This window comes from Pseudomonas sp. URMO17WK12:I12, assembly GCF_000514395.1.
Taxonomy (GTDB): domain Bacteria; phylum Pseudomonadota; class Gammaproteobacteria; order Pseudomonadales; family Pseudomonadaceae; genus Aquipseudomonas; species Aquipseudomonas mucoides.
Genome location: NZ_KI911392.1, coordinates 441031 through 464960, shown reverse-complemented (window position 1 = coordinate 464960; position 23930 = coordinate 441031). Strand labels below are relative to the sequence as shown.

The following is a 23930-nucleotide window of genomic DNA, read 5'->3' as shown; positions in this document are numbered from 1 at the left end:
TTGGCGAGGCTTTTTCTGAAAACGTATTACATGAAGCTGTAGGTGTAGTTGAAGATCAGACGGGTCTGGTCCTGGCTGGCGATACCGGTATCGCTGCCACGGTAAGTGCCATGACGCAGTGTTGTGCCGAAGCCTTTGAGTACGCCTTGCTGGATGGTGTAGTCCACACGCAGGTCGCGTTCCCACTCGGACTGATCAGGGCTGGTACCGTTTTTGGCCTTGATGTTATCGCCATACAGGTAGGCGGCCGAGGCTTTCAGACCTGGCACACCCAACGCAGCGAAGTCGTAGGAGTACTGACCGAACGTGGTGTTTTCACCGGCCCGGACAAAGCCGTTGATCATGGAATCGGTGAACAGGTAGAAGCTCGCGCCGCCCGCTTCTTCACTGCGACGGTTGTCATTCACAACGCTACCCTGGTTCAGGTAGACGAAACCGCCGTCATCATTGACGCGTTGATGACCCAGCAGGAACGCGTTGCCACCCAGGGTGTAGGTGAACATGGCGCTCCAGGTCTTGTTGTCGACCTCGCCCGGGGTCTTGGCGTAACCACCGTTGTTGTTGAACTGATAGCCCGCATCGCCGTTCTTGCCATCGGAACCGCTATCGAAGTAGCGCAGGTCCGTCTTGAAGGACTGATTGGTACCAATCGGCCAGACATGTACCAGACCCAGGAAGTCCTGTTTGTAGTAGTCCTTCAGATTCGCGTGGTAGTACTGCAGAGTCAGGTCTTTGGTGACCTTCCAGTCGGCACCGGCGTAACGGAACTGGTTGCTCTCCTCGGTACCACCAGCCACGGCCAGACCGGTGCTGTTGGAAGAGGCGCGACCCGCCGCGTGCTCCAACTGACCAACGTTGAAGGTAACGTTGTCGATTTCCTTCGAGGAGATCGTGCCACCCTCAAAGGTCTGTGGCAGCAGACGGCTGTCGTTCGCGACCAGAATCGGCATGTTCGGTTGCAACGCGCCGCCCAAGTGGGCCTCGGTCTTGGAGAAGCGTGCCTTTACGTTAGCTGCCGCACGGCTCCACTCACTCGCCGCCGAACCATCGGAGTCGCTTGGGAAGAATGAGCTCGGGTACGGGTGATGCCCCTTGCCGCCGTCCAGATGGATACCGACCAGTGCTTGAGCGTCGATACCGAAGCCGACAGTACCTTGGGTGAAACCGGACAGGTAATCAAATTTGAGGCCTTCAGCGGTCTCTTTCTGATCGGCACCGCCGTCACGGTTATCGTTGTTGAAATACATGGTGCGGGAACTGACGGAAGCCTTGCTGTCTTCCAGGAAACCGGCGGCGCCTGCCTGCTGCGCCAAAACCCCTACGGCCACGGCCAAGGCCAAGGTGGACTTGTTCATTGTTTAGCTCCTCTCGTTTCTAATTCTTGTGTTCCTGGCCCCAAGTCGATGCTTGGAATCCTAAGATGCGCGATTAGCGCCAGAGCGTGACCCACAAGTCAATCGTAACTATGTGTGTCTACGACCATGGTCTAATCCCCCGTTTTTTGGTCCATGCAGGTCATGAGTTCGTCATAAACCTGAAAAGAACTAGCTGCCTCTTTTCTCATACCCTTTAGGAATTAAGCTCTGCGCCGCTCCCAGCCCCCCAGAATAGGGCCCTCAGCTCATAAGCTAATTCCTAAACAGTATTTACTAGCCGTTTTTTAGATCGTTTAGCGTTTGAAGCAATTCGGAAACAAAACCTTACCGAAAGGCCCCGCCATGACGACCAAACGCGCACTATCCAGTCCAATTGTTACAGTTTGTGTATCGCGATTATTTACGCTCTCCGCTCAGGCGGCCAACTTGACCGTGGGCTACCCAACCGGTATCGCCCCCAGCAAAGTCCCCAGGCAGACGGTCCGTACGAAAAAAACAATCGGCGAGAAAATTGACTGGCGTCGCTTCAACAGCGGCCCGGAAGTGGTGACCGCGCGCACTCAGCAAACCACTGCGCTACTGGAGGGCGGCACGGCGAAGGCGATTGGCGAGACGGCGAAGCTCTTGAAAGAGCAAGGGAAGGTAGAGACGGTGCTGCCGGATTATTCGGCGTATGTCAGTGCGAAGTTTGTGGCTGACTGATGATCGTTCCCACACTCTGCGTGGGAACGATCACTGCCACAGGATCACAGGGTCTTTTCGAAGATCTTCGAATTACGCTGATAGTTGTACAGCGAAGCCCGTGCTGACGGCAGGCGTTCAACGCTGCTCGGCACGAACCCGCGCTCGCGGAACCAGTGAGCGGTGCGGGTCGTCAGCACGAACAGGGTTTTCAACCCCTGGGCCCGGGCACGGGTTTCGATGCGCTCCAGCAGCTCATCACCGCGACCGCCATGCCGGTATTCCGGGTTCACTGCCAGGCACGCCAGCTCCCCGGCGTCCGAGTCGGCAATCTGATAAAGCGCCGCACAGGCGATGATCATGCCTTCGCGTTCAACCACGCTGAACTGCTCGATCTCCCGCTCCAGCACTTCGCGGGAGCGACGCACCAGAATCCCCTGCTCTTCCAGCGGGCTGATCAGGTCCAGCAAACCGCCGACATCTTCGATCGCGGCTTCACGCACCACTTCGAATTGTTCCTGCGCCACCAGCGTACCGCCACCGTCACGGGTGAACAGTTCGGTCAGCAGAGCACCGTCTTCGGCGTAGCTGACGATATGGCTGCGCGCCACGCCGCCCCGACAGGCCTCAGCGGCTGCATCCAACAATTCAGCCTGATAGTTGCTGCCCAGCCGCTGCAAATGCGCCGGCACTTGTTGCGGACGCAATTCGCGCACCAGACGACCGTTTTCATCGATCAAGCCCGGGTCGGCGCCAAACAGCAGCAGCTTGTCCGCGCCCAGGTCGATGGCCGCGCGAGTGGCGACGTCTTCACAGGCGAGGTTGAAGATTTCACCGGTCGGCGAGTAGCCCAACGGCGACAGCAACACGATGGAGCGTTCGTCCAGCAGGCGATTGATGCCTTTGCGGTCGACCCGACGCACTTCGCCGGTGTGGTGATAATCCACACCTTCGAGCACACCAATCGGCCGCGCCGTGACCAGGTTGCCGCTGGCCACCCGCAGGCGCGAGCCCTGCATCGGCGAAGAGGCCATGTCCATGGAAAGGCGCGCTTCAATAGCAATACGCAACTGGCCGACTGCATCGATCACACACTCCAGCGTCGCAGCATCGGTGATGCGCATGCCGTGATGGTAATGCGGGGTCAGGCCACGCGTGGCGAGGCGGGTTTCAATTTGCGGACGGGAACCGTGAACCAGCACAAGGCGCACACCCAGGCTGTGCAACAGCACCAGGTCGTGAACGATATTGCCGAAATTCGGATGCTCCACCCCATCGCCGGGGAGCATGACGACAAAGGTGCAATCGCGGTGGGCATTGATGTAAGGCGAAGCGTGACGAAGCCAATTAACGTATTCGGGCATGAACCTGGGCCTGTAATAAATAGCAGCCAAAAAATGGGCGAAACTGAAAACGCACAGCGGGCTGATGGTTATCGTCGGAACAGGCTTGGCGACACGCGCGCTCTCCTCATGAATACGGGTTGGGACACTGGCAATTTATACGGCATGTCAGGCAAAGCACAGACCCTGTGGGCGCGGGCAGGCTCGCTCCCACATGGATTTGCGCTCAACTGACGGGCATTGCGGCCGGTGTCAGGCAGTAATGTTGAATCAGTTGACGTAATAGATGCACCGTAGGCTGCAAACGTGACATTTCGAGGTATTCCCCCGGTTGGTGGGCGCAGGCGATATCGCCCGGGCCGAGCACCAGTGTCTCGCAGCCAAGTTGCTGAAGATAAGGCGCTTCGGTGCCGAACGCCACTGCTTCGGCACCATGGCCGGTAAGCTTTTCAGCGATCCGCACCAATTCCGCGTCTTCGGCCTGCTCAAAGGGCGGCACCTCAGGGAACAGCGGCGCGTAATCGATCTTCACCTGATGGCGCTCGGCAACCGGTTTGAGCCGCTGCAAAATCTCCGCGCGCAAGGCCTTGGGATCCATGCCCGGCAAGGGCCGCAGGTCGAATTCCAGCGAACACTGGCCGCAGATACGGTTAGGGTTGTCGCCGCCATGGATGCAGCCGAAGTTCATGGTCGGCGTCGGCACGCCAAACTGCGGATTGCGGAATTCGCGCTGCCACAACAGGCGCAGACCACGTAATTCGCCGATTGCATCGTGCATCGCTTCAAGGGCGCTGTGGCCCAGGCGTGGGTCCGAGGAATGGCCACTCTGACCGAGAATGTCGATACGTTCCATCATGATGCCTTTGTGCATGCGGATCGGCTTCAGCCCGGTCGGCTCGCCGATAACCGCTGCGCGGCCCAATGGACGCCCGGCCTTGGCCAGGGCGCGAGCACCGGACATCGAGCTTTCTTCATCGCATGTAGCGAGGATCAACAACGGTTGCTTGAACGGCTGATCGAGCAGCGGGATCACCGCTTCGATGGCCAAGGCGAAAAAGCCCTTCATGTCACAACTGCCCAAGCCCACCCAACGACCATCGACTTCGGTGAGCTTCAGCGGATCGGTCTGCCACAACGCGCCATCGAACGGCACCGTGTCACTGTGGCCGGCCAACACCAGGCCGCCGGGGCCGGTACCAAAACTGGCCAGCAGGTTGAACTTGCCGGGGCTGACTTGCTGGATATCACAGGCAAACCCCAGATCACCCAGCCACGTCGCCAGCAAATCGATTACCGGGCGGTTGGTCTGATCCAGGTTCGGTTGGGTGCAGCTGACCGACGGCGCAGCGATCAGTGCAGCGAACTGATCTTTCATGGACGGCAAGGGCATCGCTGACTCCAACTCCCGGATTGAAGTCCATCATAGAACCATCTGGCGACAGGAATAAACCGTCGCGGGGCGTAGGAACGTTCACTCCTGTACACTGCACGACCTTGGCAGCCACACATTCCCCCGGCTGCGCTCCCGATCCTGGATTTTCCGGCCATGCAGAAAGAAACCGAAATCAAGCTCCGCGTCAGCCGCGAAACCCTCGCGGCCCTGCGCGAGCACCCGCTCCTGAAAAAACGCAACAAAAGTGGCTGGGAACGCCGTGAGTTGATGAATCAATACTTCGACACGCCTGAGCGCGACCTGGCCCGCGCCAAGGTTGCCCTGCGCCTGCGCCGCGATGGCGAAGAAGTGATTCAGACGCTCAAGACCCGCGGCCACAGTGTTGCCGGCCTGTCCGAGCGTAACGAATACGACTGGAACCTGCCCAAAGCCAAGCTCGACGTGAAAAAACTCGACGGCGAATGCTGGCCTGAAGAGCTGGCCGAGCTGGACAAGAAAACCCTCAAGCCGATCTTCACCACCGATTTCGTTCGCGAACGCGCTGAAATCGCCTGGGGCCGTGGCAAGACCAAAGTGGTCATCGAAGCCGCGCTGGACCTGGGCCACGTGATCGTCGGCAAGCAGAAAGAAGAAATCTGCGAACTGGAACTGGAATTGCGCGAAGGCGAGCCGGCCGCCCTGCTGGAACTGGCCGCAGAACTGGCCGCAACCCTGGCCCTGATGCCGTGTGACATCAGCAAGGCTGAGCGCGGCTATCGCCTGTACGACGCCAACAGCTATTCGTTGAGCCTGCCGGCGCCGCAAATCACCGCCGAAACCCCGCTGGACGACGCGTTCGCCGCGCTGAGCTGGCACTTGCTGGGCAGCAGCCAGCGTCTGGCTGAGCAATATCGCTTCAACGGCCACTGGCGCCTGTTGCAGGACTGGGTCGAAAACCTCGCTGAATTGCGTGCTTTGCTTAGCAGCCTGGGTCAAGCCGCGCCGCGTCAGTCCACCCACGACCTGCGCCTTGCGCTGGATGCGTTGCTGGAAGACTGGCGTCCGCTGGTGCAAGCCGGCATCGAGGACGAAGACGTGCGCAAAGCCGCGCCGGAGCAATTCCTCGAAGAACTGGAAGACCCGCGCTGGGGCCTGTTCTCGCTGAACACCTCACGCTGGTTGCTGGCCCGCACCTGGGCGGCTGATCGCAACGTTCGTGGCAATCGCCAGGGTGCCGCGCAACTGGGTAGCTGGTTGCCGCGGTTGCTGGGTGAAGAAGCAACGTCCCTGCAATTGCAGCGTTATCAGCAACAGCCGGAAGACCTGGCCGAGCAACTGCCGCGCATCGAGCGCATTCAGGCGTGGCTGCACCATGCCCGTGGCGTGCTGGACATCCCGGAAATGGATCGCCTGTACGGTGAGCTGAAACAGCTGGCGCAACTGGCCAACGAGCCGATCACCGATGAATCGCTGGATGCGCGTAAGCAGCAGGCGATTGCGGTGTACCAGAATCGTGCCTGGAAAATGCTGCTGCGTATGTAAGTACACAACTGTGGCGAGGAGGCTTGCCCCCTCGCCACAAAAGCACTCTGCCGGTGTTACACCGGCAAACTCGTCGTCGACTTGATCTCCGACAACGCCACAATCGAATTCACTTCCTGTATCCCCGGCACCATCGACAGCTTTTCGAAGAAAAACCGCTCATACGCCTCAATGTCCGCCGTGACGATCCGCAGCAAAAAATCCACCGACCCCATCAGCACATAACACTCCAGCACTTCGGGAAAACCGCGGATCGCCTCAGTGAACTCAGTGAAGTTCGAACGCCCGTGCGCATTGAGTTTGATCTCGGCAAAGATCTGCGTGTTCAGGCCGATCTTCTTGCGGTCCAGCAGCGTCACCTGCCCACGAATGATTCCCTCCTCCTTCATCCGCTGAATCCGCCGCCAGCAGGGCGACTGCGACAGCCCCACCTGTTCGGCGATCTGAGCGCTGGAGAGCGAAGCGTCCTCTTGCAGCAACGCGAGAATCTTGCGGTCGTAGCCATCGAGCTCGCTTTGCATAGAAAAACCTTAAATCGTTCGTTATTCGAATTACACGATTCGATAAATCGCCAATAAGCCCAATCATAGATAAGAAATGCCCGGCACCGAATGTAAAAATTCCTCCATTGAATTTGGAGCCCGACCATGCCGCCTCTCGAAGCCGTCTACACCCCGCCCACCCGCGCCGATGTCTGGAACGCCAGCAACGCCCACTGCCGCGTTCATTACCAACTGCTGGCGGAGGCCGAGCCGGATCTGCTGTGCCGAGCGCTCAATCTGTTTGCCTTGCAGTTCTTGACGCCGCAACAAGTGAACGTGCAGCGCCAGGAGGATTTGCTGTCGATCGACATCGTCATGGACGGTCTCAGTTGGCACCGCGCCCAAGTGATTGCGGAAAAATTACGCAACCTGATCAGCGTCTGTTCGGTCGAGTTGCAAACGGCTGATGTGATGTGGGATCAACCGGCCCAGGCAGCGGGCTGAAAAATCCCGACACGGCTTCGTCGGGTAGTGGCCCAACGGTCGAGGGCTGCGCGACTATCCTTTGCGGACTGTTGTTCATGAGGAGCCCGCATGTCCGTTCAACTTGCCATTCAGGACCGCTGGCTGGATCTCAATGATTTGCTGCGCGAACTGGTCGCCCAAGGTTTCATCAGCCAGGACTCGGCCGAGCACGCGCTCAATGCCCGCCGCCGCCACGCCGCCAATGGCCAGATGCACCCGCTGGAATTCATAGCCAGCCAACACCTCGACGATCTCAGCCGTCCCGGCAAACACCTGGACCTGGAAAGCCTGACCCTGTGGCTGTCGCAGCAAGCCGGCCAGCCTTATTTGCGCATTGATCCACTGAAGATCAACGTCGCGGCCATCACGCCGTTGATGTCCTACGCCTTTGCCCAGCGCCACAAGATTCTCGCGGTATCGATCGACCGCGACGCGGTGACCGTGGCCAGCGCCCAGCCCTACGTCAGCGGCTGGGAAGCCGACCTGACCCATGTGTTGAAGTTGCCGATCAAACGGGTCGTGGCCAACCCGGTGGACATCCAGCGCTTGAGCGTCGAGTTCTTTCGTCTGGCCAAATCGGTCAGCGGTGCGACCGCTGCCGATCAGCAAACCAGCACGTTGGGCAACTTCGAACAACTGCTCAACCTCGGCGCCAGCGACCAGGAGCCGGACGCCAATGACGCGCACATCGTCAACATCGTCGATTGGCTGTTTCAGTACGCCTTCCAGCAACGCGCCAGCGATATCCACATCGAACCCCGGCGCGAACAAGGCACGGTGCGCTTTCGCATCGACGGCGTGTTGCACAACGTCTATCAATTCCCGCCGCAAGTGACCATGGCCATCGTCAGTCGCCTGAAAAGCCTTGGGCGGATGAACGTCGCGGAAAAGCGCAAACCCCAGGACGGCCGGGTGAAAACCAAGACCCCGGACGGCGGCGAAGTCGAACTGCGGCTGTCGACCTTGCCAACGGCGTTTGGCGAAAAAATGGTCATGCGGATCTTCGACCCGGAAGTGCTGCTCAAGGATTTCGATCAGTTGGGCTTTTCCGCTGAAGACCTGCGCCGCTGGCAGGACATGACTCGTCAGCCCAACGGCATCATTCTGGTCACCGGGCCGACGGGTTCGGGCAAGACCACCACGCTGTACACCACCCTGAAGAAACTGGCGACGCCGGAGGTCAACCTCTGCACCATCGAAGACCCGATTGAAATGGTCGAACCCGCGTTCAACCAGATGCAGGTCCAGCACAACATCGACCTGACCTTCGCCGCTGGCGTGCGCGCGTTGATGCGACAAGACCCGGACATCATCATGATCGGCGAGATTCGCGACCTCGAAACCGCCGAGATGGCGATTCAGGCGGCGCTCACCGGTCACTTGGTGCTCTCGACGCTGCACACCAACGACGCGCCGAGCGCGATCAGTCGCCTGCTGGAACTCGGCGTGCCGCATTACCTGATCAAAGCCACGGTGCTCGGCGTCATGGCCCAGCGCCTGGTGCGTACCTTGTGCCCCCATTGCAAGACGCCACTGACACTGGGCGAAGAGGATTGGCAGACCCTGACCAAACCCTGGCAAGCCCCGCTGCCGACCAACGCGCAACGCGCCATCGGCTGCCTGGAGTGTCGCGACACCGGCTATCACGGCCGCGCCGGGGTCTACGAAATCATGCAGCTGACGGACGGCGTCAAAGCGTTGATCAATCCAGACACCGACCTGCTGGCGATCCGGCGTCAGGCGTTCAAGGAGGGTATGCGCAGCTTGCGACTATCAGGCGCTCAGAAGGTGGCGGCAGGGCTGACCACGATCGAAGAGGTGCTGCGCGTGACGCCGCAGAGCGAGCAAAAGTAGGCACGGGTGTATGGAACTGGATGGGGGGATGGCTATCCAAGGCCGTGTAGTTAACCCAGTGGAGTCACCCATCATGCGTTTCAAACTTGCTGTCGCCACCGTCGCGCTGCTGTCCCTTCCAGTCGGTTCCGCGATGGCCGATAGCTTTTGGACTAACGTCCTTTCGTCGGGCGCGACCACCGGCTCGACTTACCTGACGTTCAAGGATCACAAGCTGATCGTCGCGGCCCAGGACGATGCCGGTAGTTTTGTTGCCAGTGACGGCGGCATTCGCGGCCCTTACCTGGAAGCGGCGATGCAGAAAGTCCGCGCCGACAACCCAGGCCTGCAGGCGACGGACATGGAACTGGCGAATGCGATTCTGGCGAAGAACGCCGTCGCTTCGAAGTAAGTCCATCGATACAAAAATGCCGCTCATATGAGCGGCATTTTTTTGCCCAAACACAAATCCCCCCTGTAGGAGCGAATTCGGGATCTCAGCGGTAATCGTCGACAGGCACACAGGCGCAGAACAGATTCCGGTCGCCGTAAACGTTATCCACCCGATTCACCACCGGCCAGTATTTGTGCTGTCGGGTGTGCGCATCCGGCGTCACCGCTTGCTCGATGCTGTACGACCGCTCCCACACTCCGGTGATGTCCGCCAAAGTATGTGGCGAACGCTTCAGCGGATTGTCCTCGGCTGGCCAGTTGCCGTTTTCCACCTCGCTGATTTCCGCACGGATGCTCAGCATCGCTCCGATAAACCGGTCCAGTTCGGCTTTTGATTCACTTTCGGTCGGCTCGACCATCAACGTCCCCGGCACGGGAAACGACATGGTGGGCGCATGGAAACCGTAATCCATCAAACGCTTGGCAACGTCTTCTTCACTGATGCCGGTCAGCGCCTTCAGTGGCCGCAGATCCAGGATACATTCGTGAGCCACCCGCCCGTTGCGCCCGGTGTAGAGCACCGGGAACGCACCGGACAAATGCTGCGCCAGGTAATTCGCGGCGAGGATTGCCACTTCGCTGGCGTCTGCCAGTTGCGGCCCCATCATCGCGATGTACATCCAGCTGATCGGCAAAATGCTCGCACTGCCCCAGGGCGCCGCGCTCACTGCGCCGTTCTGCGGCAACGGCCCGTCGATGGGTACCACCGGGTGATTGGCCACGAACGGCGCCAGGTGCGCCCGCACACCAATCGGCCCCATGCCCGGCCCACCGCCGCCATGGGGAATGCAGAAGGTCTTGTGCAGGTTCATGTGAGACACATCGGCGCCAATGTCCGCCGGGCGAGCCAAGCCGACTTGCGCGTTGAGGTTGGCGCCATCCATGTACACCTGACCGCCGTGGCTGTGGATAACTTCACACATCTCGCTGATGCCTTCCTCGTAGACACCATGGGTCGATGGATACGTCGCCATCAGGCACGCGAGTTTGTCCCCCGCCTCCGAGGCTTTTTGCTTGAGGTCATCCAGATCAACGTTGCCGGCTTCGTCGCACTCGACAATCACCACGCGCATCCCGGCCATTTGCGCCGAGGCCGGGTTGGTGCCGTGGGCCGAGGACGGAATCAGGCAGACGTCCCGCGCCCCTTGGTGACGGCTCTCGTGGTATTTGCGGATCGCCAGCAACCCGGCGTATTCGCCCTGGGCGCCGGAGTTGGGTTGCATGCAAATCGCATCGAAACCGGTGATCGCGCAGAGCCAGCGTTCCAGCTCTTCGATCATCAGCGAATACCCCACGGCCTGCTCCTTCGGCACGAACGGGTGCAGGTTGGCGAACTGCGGCCAGGTGATCGGGATCATCTCGCTGGTGGCGTTGAGCTTCATGGTGCAGGAGCCCAGCGGGATCATCGACTGGTTGAGGGCGAGGTCCTTGTTCTCCAGTTGCTTGAGGTAACGCAGCATCTCGGTTTCGCTGTGGTGCGCATTGAACACCGGATGACGCAGATAAGGCGAGGCGCGCAGCAGCCCGTCAGGAATGCCGGACGCCAGCGTTTCGGCGTCCAGATCGTCGACATTCAAACCATGATCGGCGCCAAGGAACACATCGAACAACTTGGCGACGGTGGTCTCGTCTGAGGTTTCATCGAGGCTCAACCCTAACTGTCCTCGCCCCAGAATCCGCACATTGATCTGCGCCGCCCGAGCACTTTCGATGATCGCGGTCTGGGTGCCGCCAACCTCCAGGGTCAGGGTGTCGAAGAAATGCCTGTTGAGACGGCTGACGCCGTGCCGCTCAAGGCCGGCAGCGAGGATGCAGGTCAAGCGATGCACACGCTGGGCAATGCGCTTGAGCCCTTCAGGTCCGTGGTACACCGCGTAGAAACTGGCGATGTTGGCCAGCAACACCTGAGCAGTGCAAATGTTCGAATTGGCCTTCTCCCGGCGGATATGTTGCTCGCGGGTTTGCAGGGCCATGCGCAAGGCAACATTGCCGCGAGCATCCTTGGACACGCCGATGATCCGCCCGGGAATCGCCCGTTTGTATTCATCGCGACTGGCAAAAAATGCCGCGTGCGGCCCGCCGTAGCCCATGGGCACACCAAAACGCTGGGATGAGCCGAACACCACATCGGCGCCCAACTCTCCCGGCGGAGTCAGCAGCAGCAAACTCAGCAAATCAGTGGCAACACACGCCAGGGCTTGCTGCGCGTGCAGGTGATCGATCAACGGCCGCAGATCGTGGATCTCGCCATGGGTGTCGGGGTATTGCAGCAGGGCACCGAACACCTGGTGCTGTTTCAAGTTATCCACAGTGTCGATGATCAGCTCGAAACCGAAGCCTTCGGCGCGGGTCTGCACCACCGAAATGGTCTGCGGATGGCAGTTCTGGTCGACGAAGAACAGATTGCTTTTGGACTTGGCGACTCGCTTGGCCAGCGCCATCGCTTCTGCGGCGGCGGTGGCTTCATCCAGCAAGGACGCGTTGGCCAGTTCCAGGCCGGTGAGGTCGATGGTCAGTTGCTGGAAGTTCAGCAGCGCTTCGAGCCGGCCTTGGGCAATCTCTGGCTGATAAGGCGTGTACGCGGTGTACCAACCGGGGTTTTCCAGGACGTTACGCACAATCACGGTCGGGGTGAGGGTGCCGTGGTAGCCCATGCCGATCAGGCTGGTCCAGACCTGGTTTTGCTCGGCGTAACCGCGCAGTTTGGCCAGCGCGGCTTGTTCATCGAGGGCGGGCGGCAGGTCGAGCGCGCGGTTCAGGCGAATACCCGGCGGCACCGTCTGCTCGATCAATTCGACCCGGCTGCCGAGGCCGAGGCTGTCAAGCATGGCCTGCTGCTCGACGGCATCGGGCCCGAGGTGGCGGCGCAGAAAGGCATTGGGGTCGCGTAACTGGCTCAAGGACGGCAACTGGGACATGACGGGCTCTCTCTTGACTGGCGCTCAACGTCGATGCAACACGGTCAAACCAGCATAGCAGTCGATATCCGGGCGGATGGCTTGGCGCCGACGACCATTGCAGACATCATGCTCGGCATCTGCCAAATGTCCGCTGATCAGGTGCCTGAATTTATGAGCCCACTGCCTTTCCTGCCGTTTTCCAAACCCACCATCGATGAAGCGACGATTGCCGCGGTCGGCGACGTGTTGCGCTCGGGCTGGATTACCAGCGGCCCCAAGGTCCAGGCCTTTGAACAACAACTCTCGGCATTTTTTGGCGGGCGCCCGGTGCTCACGTTCAATTCCGGCACCTGCACCATGGAAATCGCCCTGCGCATTGCCGGGATCGGACCGGGCGATGAAGTGATCACCACGCCGATCTCCTGGGTGGCCACCGCCAACGTCATTCTCGAAGTCGGCGCCACCCCGGTGTTTGCCGATATCGACCCGGTCACCCGCAACATCGACCTGGCTCAACTCGAAGCCGCCATCACCCCGCGTACCAAAGCGATCCTGCCGGTATTTCTCGCCGGACTGCCGGTGGACATGACGCGCCTTTACGCACTGGCCAAGCAGTACAACCTGCGGGTGCTGGAAGACGCGGCCCAGGCGCTGGGCTCCAGCTGGAACGGCCAGCGCATCGGCTCGACCGGCGACTTCGTGTCCTTCAGTTTCCAGGCGAACAAGAACGTCACCTCGTCAGAGGGCGGCTGCCTGGTGCTGAACAATGATGAGGAAGTGCGACTGGCGCAGAAGTACCGTTTGCAGGGCGTGACCCGCAGCGGCTTCGATGGTTTGGATGTCGATGTGCTGGGCGGCAAGTTCAACATGACCGACGTCGCGGCGGCCATCGGCCTTGGGCAATTTGCTCACATCGAAGCCATCACGGCCCATCGCCGTGAACTGGCCCGGCACTATTTCGCGTGTTTTGGTGAGGTTTTCGAGGCGCAATACGGGGCTCAACTGCCCCCGGCGGATTTCGAGAACAGCAACTGGCATTTGTTCCAGCTGGTGTTGCCGGAGCGCGGGGATGGCCTGCCGGCACGGGCGACGTTCATGGAGCAGATGCAGGCGTTGGGCGTCGGTATCGGCTATCACTACCCGCCGATTCACTTGCTGAGCCTTTACCGCGAGCGCGGTTTCAAGGAGGGCATGTTCCCGGTCGCCGAGCGGGTCGGCCGCTTGATTGTCTCGTTGCCGATGTTCACGGCGATGAGCAAAGCGGATGTCGAGCGTTCGGTGGCGGCGGTCAAAGCTGTTCTGAAGCCCTAAACACCTGTGGGAGCGAGCTTGCTCGCTCCCACAGCGATTTCGCAGAGCGGGGACTATTCGCCGATCGCAGCCTTGTAGCCAGCAGCGTCGAGCAGTTTTTCAAGGTCAGCAGTGTTGCTTGGCTTGAGCTTGAAGATCCACGCGCCGTACGGATCGGTGTTGAGCAGTTCCGGGTTAGCGCTCAATTCTTCGTTGACCGCAATCACTTCACCGGCAATCGGGGAGTAGATGTCGGAGGCGGCTTTCACCGATTCAACAACGCCTGCCTGATCTTCGGCAGCAAACACGTTGCCCACTTCGGTCAGCTCAACGAACACCACATCACCCAGCGCTTCCTGCGCGTGATCGCTAATGCCCACGGTGACGGTGCCGTCGGTTTCCAGGCGGGCCCATTCGTGACTTTTGGCAAAACGCAGGTCGGCAGGAATATCGCTCATGTTCTGTGTCCTCAAGAAAAATGTCAGCGGTTGTAGTCCGCCAAAAAAGGTTAGATCAAGGTTTTGCCATGGCGTACGAAGGTCGGCTTGACCACTCGGACCGGGTACCACTTGCCACGGATTTCCACTTCTGCGCGGTCGGCAGTTGCCATCGGCACGCGCGCCAGTGCTATCGACTTGCTAAGCGTAGGAGAGAAACTACCACTGGTGATCTCCCCTTCGCCAACATTGGCGATACGGACCACTTGATGAGCGCGCAAAACACCGCGCTCCTCAAGGACCAGTCCCACCAGTTTGTGCTGTACGCCACCGGCCCGCTCGGCCTCTAGGGCGGTGCGCCCGATGAACTGGCGAGAGGCCGGTTCCCAGGCAATGCTCCAGGCCATATTGGACGCCAGTGGCGATACATCTTGATGAATGTCCTGACCGTACAGGTTCATGCCGGCTTCAACCCGCAAGGTATCCCGCGCCCCAAGGCCGATGGGGGAAATGCCCGCGCCGACCAGATCGTTGAAAAAACCCGGTGCCTGATCAGCCGGTAGAACGATTTCCAATCCATCTTCGCCGGTGTAACCGGTACGGGCGATGAACCAGTCACCTTCTGGCTGGCCCTCGAATGGCTTGAGCAGCTGAATCAGATTGCTGCGGGCCTGGGAGACCAGTTCGCAGATTTTTTGACGGGCATGCGGGCCTTGAATCGCCAGCATCGCCAGCTCTGCACGCTCGTTGAGCTGAACATCGAAGCCGTCGAGGTGAGCCTGCATCCAGGCGAGGTCTTGATTGCGGGTGGAGGCGTTGACCACCAGGCGATAACCGTCGTCGAGGCGATAGACGATCATGTCGTCGACGATGCCGCCGCGCTCATTGAGCATGGTGCTGTAAAGAGCACGGCCGGGGCTGTGCAGGCGCTCGACATCATTGGCCAGCAAGTGCTGGAGCCAGGCCTTGGCCTGGGGGCCGCTGATATCGATCACGGTCATGTGGGATACATCGAAAACCCCGCAATCGCGGCGCACCTGGTGGTGTTCCTCGACCTGCGAGCCGTAATGCAGAGGCATATCCCAACCGCCAAAATCGACCATCTTCGCGCCGAGGGCGAGATGAAGGTCATACAGAGGCGTACGCTGTCCCATGGGTTTCTCCTTCCGGGCGTGGCGAAGGTGCGGACAGGCGCTGCACGGGGTGAAAACCTTGAACTAGAAGGCTTTCAGCCGATTTCAGCTACCGGGTCTGTCAGACGGACCGCACCGAATGCCGCGCATTGTAGCCGCAAGGTGTAGGACTGGCACCTAGCTGTTTCGATGCGCCGAACGTCGAATCAATCCGATGACCGGTAACAGGCCGACCAAAACAAGCGTCAGTGCCGGCAAAGACGCCCTCGCCCACTCCCCTTCGCTGGTCATTTCAAAGATCCGCACGGCCAGCGTGTCCCAGCCAAACGGGCGCATCAGCAGGGTTGCGGGCATTTCCTTGAGCACATCGACGAACACCAGCAACGCGGCGCTCAACGTGCCCGGCAACAACAACGGTAGATACACCTTGAAAAACAGTCGTGGCCCACTGACGCCAAGGCTACGTGCTGCTTCGGGCAAAGATGGCCGTATACGCGCCAGGCTGCTTTCCAGTGGCCCGTATGCCACCGCAATGAAACGCACCAGATAGGCCAGCAACAACGCCGAGAGACTGCCCAGCAGCAAAGGCTTGCCAGCGCCGCCTAGCCAGCCGGACAGCGGGATGACCAGCTCGCGATCCAGGTAACTGAACGCCAGCATGATCGACACCGCCAATACCGAACCCGGCAAGGCATAGCCCAGGTTGGCCAGGCCAATGCCGGAGCGGATCGTTCGGGTCGGTGCGAGGCGCCGGGCAAACGCCAACACCAAGGCAACGCTGACCGTGATCAGCGCCGCCATGCCGCCCAGGTACAAGGTGTGAAGAATCAGTCCGGTGTAACGCTCATCCAGATCGAAACGCCCGCGCAGCCAAAACCACACCAGCAGTTGCAGCATCGGGATGACGAACGCACAGGCAAACACCAGGCCGCACCAGCTCATCGCCGCCAGCGCCTTGAAGCCACGCAGGTGATACAGCGCCTTGACCCGCGGCCGTTCGTTGCTCGCCCGGCTGGCCCCACGAGCACGACGTTCGCCGTACAGCACGACCATCACCACCAGCAGCAACAGGCTGGCCAGTTGGGCGGCGGTGGACAGGCTGAAGAACCCGTACCAGGTTTTGTAAATCGCAGTGGTGAACGTGTCGAAGTTGAACACCGACACTGCACCGAAATCCGCCAGGGTTTCCATCAACGCCAACGCCACCCCCGCGCCGATGGCCGGGCGCGCCATCGGCAAGGCCACTCGCCAGAACGCTTGCCACGGCGACTGGCCGAGCACCCGGGCGGCTTCCATCAAGCCTTTGCCCTGGGCGAGGAACGCCGTACGGGCCAGCAGATAGACGTAGGGATAGAAAACCAGCACCAGCACGACAATGACCCCGCCGGTGGAGCGCACACCCGGCAACCTCAGGCCCGTGCCAAACCACTCGCGCATCAGGGTTTGCACGGGGCCGGCGAAATCCAGCAGGCCGACGAAGACAAACGCCAGTACGTACGCCGGAATCGCAAACGGCAGCATCAGCGCCCAGTCCAGCCAGCGTCGGCCGGGGAACTCACAGAGACTGGTCAGCCACGCGAGGCTGACGCCCAGCAGCGTGACGCCAACCCCGACGCCGACTATCAGGGTCAGGGTGTTGCCCAACAGGCGCGGCATCTGGGTGGCCCAGAGGTGGGACCAGATCTGTTGATCGATGGTTTGCCAGGACAGCAGTAAAACACTGAGGGGCAACAGGACCAGCGCAGCGATGGCGAAGACCAGGGGATACCAGCGACGTTGGGCGGGGTGGGCCAAAGGGGTTCTCTAGAAAATGTTAAATGATTGTGCCCACGCTCTGCGTGGGCACATATTTTTTGACGTTCTGCGTCACGCTTCGACGCGGATCGTCGGAAGAGGCATTCCCACGCAGAGCGTGGGAACGATCAGCAGCAGTGTCAGTTCCAGCCAGCGCGATCCATCATGCGGATTGCTTCGGCCTGACGCTTGCCGGCCACTTCCACCGGCAGGGTATCGGCCACGAACTTGCCCCACGCCGCCACTTCCTCTGAAGGCGCCACCGCCGGGTTGGCCGGGAATTCCTGGTTCACGTCGGCGAAAATCTTCTGCGCCTCAGGAGTGGTCATCCACTCCACCAGTGCCTTGGCCGCTTCCGGGTGCGGCGCGTGTTTGGTCAGGCCGATACCCGACAGGTTGACGTGCACACCGCGGTCAGCCTGGTTCGGCCAGAACAGTTTCACGCCCAAATCAGGCTTCTGCTTGTGCAGGCGACCGTAGTAGTAGGTGTTGACGATACCGACATCGCATTGACCCGCGTTGATCGCTTCCAGCACTGCGACGTCATCCGAGAACACGTCGGTGGACAGGTTGCTCACCCAACCCTTGAGGATTTTCTCGGTTTTTTCGGCGCCGTGGACTTCGATCATGGTGGCGGTCAGGGACTGGTTGTAGACCTTCTTCGCCGTGCGCAGACACAGGCGCCCTTCCCAGTTCTTGTCGGCCAGTGCTTCGTAGGTGGTCAGTTCACCCGGCTTCACGCGATCCGTGGAGTAAGCGATGGTCCGCGCCCGCAGGCTCAGGCCGGTCCAGGCGTGGGAGGCAGCGCGGTATTGCAGCGGAATGTTGGTATCGATCACTTGGGAGGTGAATGGCTGCAGGATGCCCATTTGCTCGGCCTGCCAGAGGTTGCCGGCATCGACCGTCAGCAGCAGGTCGGCGGTGGCGTTCTCACCCTCGGCCTTGATGCGCTGCATCAGCGGCGCTTCCTTGTCGGTGATGAACTTCACCTTCACCCCGGTCTTGGCGGTGTAGGCGTCGAAGACCGGTTTGATCAGCTCGTCGATACGCGAGGAGTAAACCACCACCTCGTCAGCGGCCTGGGCGGCGGTGCTGCCAATCAGGGACAGGGCGAGTGCGGTCAGTAGACGCTTCGGCAACATGGGAGCGATCTCTCGATTGAAAAAGTGAGGCCAAATGATAAGGACTCACATTTAGCTTCTCAATCAATCAGTTCGCGGAGGCGTTACCAGATGTTGCATCGTCAGAAATCTGCGGCGAATGTGCTCGCGATGAGGCCATAAGCCTCACCCAATACCTAGGCCTTGGCCAACGCCGGCAAATCCCCGGTCAACCCAAGCGCCTCACGCACAAACAACGCCTTGGCCTCGGGCATCTGCTCAACCATCTTCAACCCGGCATTGCGTAACCAGCGCACCGGCAGCGGATCAGCCTGGAACAACCGCTCAAACCCTTCCATCGCCGCCATCAACGCCAGGTTGTGCGGCATGCGCCGGCGCTCGTAACGGCTCAGCACTTTGACATCCGCCAAGCGTTCACCGCGCTCAAACGCTTGCAGCAGTACTTCGGCCAACACGGCTGCATCGAGGAAACCAAGGTTCACGCCCTGCCCGGCCAGCGGGTGAATGGTGTGCGCCGCGTCGCCGATCAATGCCAGGCCTTCGGCCACATAACGCTTGGCGTGACGCTGACGCAGCGGCACGCACAGACGCGGGTCGGCGCTGAGCACGGTGCCGAGTCGCCCTTCAAAGGCGCGTTCGAGCTCGCGGCAAAAGCCGTCGTCGTCCAGCGCCATCAGGCGTTCGGCTTCACTCGGTGTGGTCGACCAGACGATCGAACACCAATCCTGCTGCCCATCACGCTCCAGCGGCAAAAACGCCAGCGGGCCGTTGTCGGTGAAACGCTGCCAGGCGGTCATTTGATGCGCTTTGGAGCTGCGCACACTGGTGACAATCGCGTGGTGCATATAGTCCCACTCGCGCGTCGCCATGCCGGTCAGGCGCCGAACGGCCGAGTTGGCGCCGTCCGCCGCAATCACCAACGGTGCGCGCAAGGTGCGGCCGTCCGCCAGGGTCAGCAGCCAGTCATCGCCCGAGCGACGCATCTGTTCCAGACGCGCATTGGCCAGCATCCCGAGATCGCAGTCGTGCAAACGGTCAAGCAAGGCGTCCTGAACCACTCGGTTCTCGACGATGTGCCCAAGCACATCGGCATGCACGCTGGCGGCCGAGAAATGGATCTGCCCGGTGCCGCTGCCATCCCAGACGTGCATGTCGGTGTAGGGGCTGCTGCGTCGTTTGGCAATGCCGTCCCACACGCCCAGGCGTTCGAGAATCCGCTGGCTGGCCGCCGACAAGGCGCTCACTCGCGGTTCGAACGGTGCCTGGTCATCGAAGGGTTTGACGCTCAGGGGGCTGCCGTCCAGCAACAGGACTTCCAGCCCGCTGTCCTGCAACGCCAGCGCCAAGGCGCTGCCGACCATTCCGGCCCCGACAATCAGCAGATCTGCGCGCATGTCCATGCTTTAAACCTGTCTCGCTTGCGGCTTGAGCCGCACGTAAAGGGTTTTTTCGACCCGCGCCACCAAGGTGCCGGCGCCGTCGTGAATATCGACCTGCAATTGCGGCAGGTACTTTTCGCCGTCGGCCGTTTGCCGACGGATCTCGTCGAGCAAGGTCTCGTCGATGCGGAATCTGGCGAACACCGGGCCTTTGCCCGGCGAAATGAAATCGATGTCAGCGGCTTTGTCCCAGACGATGTAACGGTGCCCGAGGTTTTCCATCAGCATCAGCATGTAGAACGGGTCGACCATCGAATACAGGCTGCCACCGAACTGGGTGCCGACGTAATTGCGGTTGTACCAGCTCAGGCCCATGGACACCGTGATGTCGCGAAAGTCATCGCTGATGTGCCGCACCCGAACCCCGGCGCCCATGTACGGCGGGTAAAAGGACATGAACCAACGCATCAACCGCGCCTTGCCGAACCTGCTCGTCAGCCACTTAAGCATCGGGGCGTGTACCCAGGCCCATGGCCTGCCGGGCGAACCAGCGCTTGGCCGGCGGCAGCAGATCGAGACCAAGCAGGCCGAGATTGCGGCCCAGCGACACCAGCGGCTGGGTGCTGCCGAACAATCGGGTGACCTGATCGGAGAAGCCCACCGTCAGGTTTTGATCCAGACGCTGGCGCTCGCGGTAAGCCTGCAAGGTGGCAAAGTCGCCCGGCCCGTTCTCGCTGGCCAACAAGGCCTCCGCCAAGGCTTGGGCATCACGCAGCGACAGGTTGAAACCCTGGCCGGCAATCGGGTGCAGGCTGTGAGCCGCATTGCCGAGGATCGCCAGATGTGGACGCACCTGCTCTTCCGCTTCGATCAGCGTCAGCGGGTAAAGATGACGTGCGCCAACCTGTTTCAACGTGCCGAGGCGATAACCGAACACACCCTGCAACTCGCTGAGAAAGCTCTTTTCATCCAGTGCGGCCAGCCGCTGTGCATCCATACCCAGACGGGTCCAGACCAAGGCGCAGCGGTTGTCCGGCAGCGGCAACAGCGCCATCGGGCCGTCGTCGGTGAATCGCTCGAACGCCATGCCGTTGTGTGCTTCGCTCGGCGTGATATTGGCGATCAGCGCGCTCTGGTTATACGGACGCTTCTTGATGCCGATCCCCAGTTGCTCGCGCAGGCCCGAACGGCCACCATCCGCCAGCACCGCGAGGTCGCATTCCAGGGTGGTTTCATCATTGAGGGTCAGGCGGTAGCCATCGCTCAGCGGTTCCATGCGCGTGACTTCCGCCGGGCAACGCCAGGCGACCACGTCCTTGTCCAGACCTTGCCAGAGGCATTGGCCAAGCCAGGCGTTTTCCACCACGTAACCCAACGCAGGAACGCCTTCTTCCATCGCCGACAATCGTGCGGTGGAAAAACGTCCACGGTCAGAGACATGAATCTGCTTGATCGGCTCGGCGCGGCGGGAGATTTCCTGCCACACACCCAACCGTTGGTAAATCTGTTTGGCGCCATAGGACAGCGCCGAGGAGCGGGCGTCGTAGCTCGGCTGATAAGTATCGCCGGGAGCAAAGGGCTCGATCAGGACGATCTTCCAGCCACGCGCTTTAGCCCCGGCCTGCAATGCCAAGGCGAGACTGGCGCCGACCAGGCCGCCACCGATGATTGCCAGATTGACCCGGCTCATGCTGCTTGTGTCCGCGCTTGCGCCATCAGGGCCTCGATGTCGGCGACCGTTTTCGGCACGCCTTTGGTCAATATTTCACAACCGGTCTTGGTCACCACCACGTCGTCCTCGATGCGTACGCCAATGCCGCGCCATTTCTTCGCCACGTTCTGGTTGTCCGGGGAAATGTAGATCCCCGGCTCCACCGTCAGCGCCATGCCGACTTCCAGCACCCGCCATTCACCGCCGACCTTGTACTCGCCGACGTCATGCACATCCATCCCCAGCCAGTGGCCGGCGCGGTGCATGTAAAACGCTTTGTAGGCTTCGCTGGCGATCAGTTCGTCGACGTCACCCTGCAACAGGCCGAGCTTCACCAGCCCGGTGGTAATCACCCGGACCGTGGCTTCGTGCGCCTGATTCCAGTGTTTGTTCGGGGCGATTTCGGCGAAGGCGGCTTCTTGCGAGGCCAGTACCAACTCGTAGATCGCTTTCTGTTCCGGCGAATACTTGCCATTGACCGGCCAGGTGCGGGTGATGTCGCTGGCGTAGCAGTCGATCTCGCAACCGGCGTCGATCAGCACCAGGTCTCCGTCCTTGAGCACCGCGTCATTCTGCTGGTAATGCAGGATGCAGCTGTTGCGCCCGGCGGCGACAATTGAACCGTAGGCCGGCATTTTCGCGCCGCCCTTGCGGAACTCGTAATCGAGTTCGGCTTCGAGGCTGAACTCGTGCAGCCCCACGCGGCTGGCCTGCATCGCGCGGATGTGCGCCTGGGCGGAAATCCGTGCGGCTTCGCGCATCACCTTCACTTCTGCCGCCGATTTATACAGGCGCATGTCGTGAAGCAGATGATCCAGGGCAACAAATTCGTTCGGCGGCTGGGCACCGAGGTGCGCTTTAGAGCGGATCACGTTGATCCAGTCCATCAGGTGCCGGTCGAATTCGGGGTTGCTGCCCATGGCCGAATACACCCGGTCGCGCCCTTCGATCAGGCCCGGCAGGATGTCGTCGATGTCGGTGATGGGGAAAGCGTCGTCGGCGCCAAAGTCGCGGATCGCGCCTTCCTGGCCGGCGCGCAAACCATCCCACAGCTCTCGTTCGGCGTTGCGCTCACGGCAGAACAGGATGTATTCGCCGTGGGCACGCCCCGGCATCAACACGAGGACCGCTTGAGGCTCGGGAAAGCCGCTCAGGTACTGGAAATCGCTGTCCTGGCGATAGACGTGCTCGACGTCGCGGTTGCGGATGGCGACCGCGGCGGCGGGCAGGATCGCGATGCTGTTGGGTTCCATCTGCGCCATCAGGGCCTTGCGGCGACGGCTGTATTCCGATTTCGGGATATGAATCATGGGCAGATGGCTTTTCCTGGCACGCGATTAATGCAACGACGGTTTGGCGGCTGGCGGCACGTCCGCTTTCTTGGTTTCGGAGAACAGCAGCAGCGGCGCGACGCGCAGGTATTCCATGACTTCCATGTAATCGGTTTCGCCGTCTTCGGACTCTTCCAGGGCATCTTGCACCTGAGAAATGGCCGCCAGGTCCTGCAATACTTCGGTGGCTTCAGTGCTGAGTGTGCTGCTGTCCCGGCAGTTCAAGCCGAAACCGCTGAGGAAGCCCTGGCACCACTCACCCAGTGCGACGGCACGGTCAGTCAGGGGGGCGTCATCGGTCGGCAGCAGCAGAACAACGGTCACGTCGTCGCCGGTCAGCTCGCCCTTGACCATCTCCTGCAAGCCGATCAGGGCATTGCGGACATTGTCCTGCGGTTCGCTTTCCAGCAGTTCGGCGGCATCGATCAACCACTCCTCGGCATTGAAGCCGGCACCGGCGCAACTGCGGCCGAGCAACAGGCCATGCAGTTCGGCAGGCGAGACGTTATGACCGCTGGAGGTCAGCAGTGTGGCGAAGGCTTGGTACGGGGAATTCTGAATGGTCATGGGCAGCTAGGCGCCAGACGGCGCTATGTCTAGAATGAAGGCCTTGTATCCTACATCGACAGACTCGCCAAGACTATTAAAGGCTGTCCGCCAGCTACCCCCATCAAGCACACATTCAGTGGACACAATGGAAGACACCGACCTGCAAGCGCTGATGGCCAGACTCGAACTGCTAATTAGTCGAGTCGAGCAACTAAAGAGCCAAAACGGACTCTTACTAGCTCAGGAAAAGACCTGGCGCGAGGAACGCGCGCACCTCATTGAAAAAAACGAAATCGCCCGGCGTAAGGTTGAATCGATGATTTCGCGCCTCAAGGCCCTGGAGCAAGACTCATGAGTTCAAGCAATAGCGTTACCGTGCAGATCCTCGACAAAGAATATTCGATCATCTGCCCCCAGGAAGAACGCAGCAATCTGGTGAGCGCCGCCCGCTACCTGGATGGCAAAATGCGCGAAATTCGCAGCAGCGGCAAAGTCATCGGTGCCGACCGCATTGCCGTCATGGCCGCGCTGAATATCACGCACGACTTGTTGCACAAGGAAGAACGCCCGGATGTACAGGCCAGCGGCTCGACTCGCGAACAGGTTCGCGACCTGCTGGACCGCGTCGATCTGGTGCTCGCCACCGATCCGGACGTCACCAAGGGCTGAAACACGAAA

General features: G+C 60.6%; 21 protein-coding genes and 1 pseudogene. 8 read left to right on the top strand and 14 right to left on the bottom strand.

Translation table 11 applies throughout. The features are described from left to right. Positions 1-26 precede the first annotated feature (26 nt). A complete protein-coding gene (locus D882_RS0129100; RefSeq protein WP_027926476.1) occupies positions 27-1355 on the bottom strand; it encodes an OprD family porin in 1329 nt (442 codons plus the stop codon). 363 nt (positions 1356-1718) lie between these two features. Here D882_RS0129100 and tauA point away from each other — a divergent pair. Continuing rightward, positions 1719-1931, top strand: a pseudogene (gene tauA / locus D882_RS1000000133665) (taurine ABC transporter substrate-binding protein); the annotation flags it as partial. 191 nt (positions 1932-2122) lie between these two features. Here the strand turns inward: tauA and argA are convergent. Further along, a complete protein-coding gene (argA, locus tag D882_RS0129090) occupies positions 2123-3421 on the bottom strand; it encodes an amino-acid N-acetyltransferase (protein ID WP_027926474.1) in 1299 nt (432 codons plus the stop codon). Positions 3422-3626: 205 nt separating this feature from the next. After that, entirely contained in the window at positions 3627-4790 is a 1164-nt protein-coding gene (argE, locus tag D882_RS0129085; protein WP_027926473.1) for an acetylornithine deacetylase, read from the bottom strand. A gap of 156 nt (positions 4791-4946) precedes the next feature. On the opposite strand from argE, the gene D882_RS0129080 reads away from it, so the two are divergent. Continuing rightward, a complete protein-coding gene (locus D882_RS0129080) occupies positions 4947-6314 on the top strand; it encodes an inorganic triphosphatase (protein WP_027926472.1) in 1368 nt (455 codons plus the stop codon). Between the two features lie 56 nt (positions 6315-6370). Here D882_RS0129080 and D882_RS0129075 read toward each other — a convergent pair whose 3' ends face one another. After that, the gene (locus D882_RS0129075) at positions 6371-6835 is read right to left on the bottom strand and encodes an Lrp/AsnC family transcriptional regulator (protein ID WP_027926471.1); all 465 of its coding nucleotides are present in this window, start codon (positions 6833-6835) and stop codon (positions 6371-6373) included. 126 nt (positions 6836-6961) lie between these two features. Here D882_RS0129075 and D882_RS0129070 point away from each other — a divergent pair, with 126 nt between their 5' ends. From D882_RS0129070 to D882_RS0129060, 3 genes are all read left to right on the top strand, one after another. Further along, positions 6962-7300 carry a hypothetical protein gene (locus tag D882_RS0129070; protein WP_027926470.1) on the top strand — a complete coding sequence of 113 codons (339 nt, stop codon included), beginning with the start codon at positions 6962-6964 and terminating at the stop codon, positions 7298-7300. A gap of 90 nt (positions 7301-7390) precedes the next feature. Continuing rightward, positions 7391-9175, top strand: a complete 1785-nt coding sequence (locus D882_RS0129065; RefSeq protein WP_027926469.1) for a GspE/PulE family protein — start codon at positions 7391-7393, stop codon at positions 9173-9175. Between the two features lie 73 nt (positions 9176-9248). Next, entirely contained in the window at positions 9249-9566 is a 318-nt protein-coding gene (locus D882_RS0129060; RefSeq protein WP_027926468.1) for a DUF2388 domain-containing protein, read from the top strand. A gap of 85 nt (positions 9567-9651) precedes the next feature. Here the strand turns inward: D882_RS0129060 and gcvP are convergent, their stop codons facing one another. Continuing rightward, positions 9652-12525 (bottom strand): aminomethyl-transferring glycine dehydrogenase, encoded by a 2874-nt coding sequence (gene gcvP, locus D882_RS0129055; protein WP_027926467.1) that lies wholly within the window; start codon positions 12523-12525, stop codon positions 9652-9654. 153 nt (positions 12526-12678) lie between these two features. On the opposite strand from gcvP, the gene D882_RS0129050 reads away from it, so the two are divergent. Beyond that, complete coding sequence (locus D882_RS0129050) at positions 12679-13818, top strand: DegT/DnrJ/EryC1/StrS aminotransferase family protein (RefSeq protein WP_027926466.1); 1140 nt, start codon at positions 12679-12681, stop codon at positions 13816-13818. Between the two features lie 53 nt (positions 13819-13871). Here the strand turns inward: D882_RS0129050 and gcvH are convergent, their stop codons facing one another. From gcvH to D882_RS0129005, 9 genes are all read right to left on the bottom strand, one after another. Continuing rightward, complete coding sequence (gene gcvH / locus D882_RS0129045) at positions 13872-14255, bottom strand: glycine cleavage system protein GcvH (protein WP_027926465.1); 384 nt, start codon at positions 14253-14255, stop codon at positions 13872-13874. Positions 14256-14305: 50 nt separating this feature from the next. Then, positions 14306-15388 carry a glycine cleavage system aminomethyltransferase GcvT gene (gcvT, locus tag D882_RS0129040; protein WP_027926464.1) on the bottom strand — a complete coding sequence of 361 codons (1083 nt, stop codon included), beginning with the start codon at positions 15386-15388 and terminating at the stop codon, positions 14306-14308. A 156-nt stretch (positions 15389-15544) separates the two neighbouring features. After that, positions 15545-17161, bottom strand: coding sequence for an iron ABC transporter permease (locus tag D882_RS0129035; protein ID WP_027926463.1), 1617 nt, complete (start codon positions 17159-17161; stop codon positions 15545-15547). Between the two features lie 140 nt (positions 17162-17301). Next, positions 17302-18303, bottom strand: a complete 1002-nt coding sequence (locus D882_RS0129030; RefSeq protein ID WP_027926462.1) for an extracellular solute-binding protein — start codon at positions 18301-18303, stop codon at positions 17302-17304. A gap of 155 nt (positions 18304-18458) precedes the next feature. Then, positions 18459-19676, bottom strand: coding sequence for a 2-octaprenyl-3-methyl-6-methoxy-1,4-benzoquinol hydroxylase (locus D882_RS0129025; RefSeq protein WP_177327633.1), 1218 nt, complete (start codon positions 19674-19676; stop codon positions 18459-18461). 9 nt (positions 19677-19685) lie between these two features. Further along, positions 19686-20171 carry a DUF4442 domain-containing protein gene (locus D882_RS0129020; protein ID WP_027926460.1) on the bottom strand — a complete coding sequence of 162 codons (486 nt, stop codon included), beginning with the start codon at positions 20169-20171 and terminating at the stop codon, positions 19686-19688. Then, the gene (ubiH, locus tag D882_RS0129015) at positions 20164-21351 is read right to left on the bottom strand and encodes a 2-octaprenyl-6-methoxyphenyl hydroxylase (protein ID WP_027926459.1); all 1188 of its coding nucleotides are present in this window, start codon (positions 21349-21351) and stop codon (positions 20164-20166) included. Before ubiH ends, D882_RS0129020 begins: the two co-directional genes overlap by 8 nt. Next, a complete protein-coding gene (gene pepP / locus D882_RS0129010; RefSeq protein ID WP_027926458.1) occupies positions 21348-22682 on the bottom strand; it encodes a Xaa-Pro aminopeptidase in 1335 nt (444 codons plus the stop codon). The genes ubiH and pepP overlap by 4 nt, the downstream gene beginning before the upstream one ends. A gap of 27 nt (positions 22683-22709) precedes the next feature. Then, positions 22710-23270, bottom strand: a complete 561-nt coding sequence (locus D882_RS0129005) for a YecA family protein (protein WP_027926457.1) — start codon at positions 23268-23270, stop codon at positions 22710-22712. Between the two features lie 127 nt (positions 23271-23397). Between D882_RS0129005 and D882_RS0129000 the strand changes: the two genes are divergently transcribed. Both D882_RS0129000 and D882_RS0128995 read left to right on the top strand, forming a co-directional pair. Further along, complete coding sequence (locus tag D882_RS0129000; RefSeq protein WP_007942437.1) at positions 23398-23607, top strand: TIGR02449 family protein; 210 nt, start codon at positions 23398-23400, stop codon at positions 23605-23607. Beyond that, positions 23604-23921, top strand: a complete 318-nt coding sequence (locus D882_RS0128995) for a cell division protein ZapA (protein WP_007942435.1) — start codon at positions 23604-23606, stop codon at positions 23919-23921. Before D882_RS0129000 ends, D882_RS0128995 begins: the two co-directional genes overlap by 4 nt. Positions 23922-23930 lie beyond the last annotated feature (9 nt).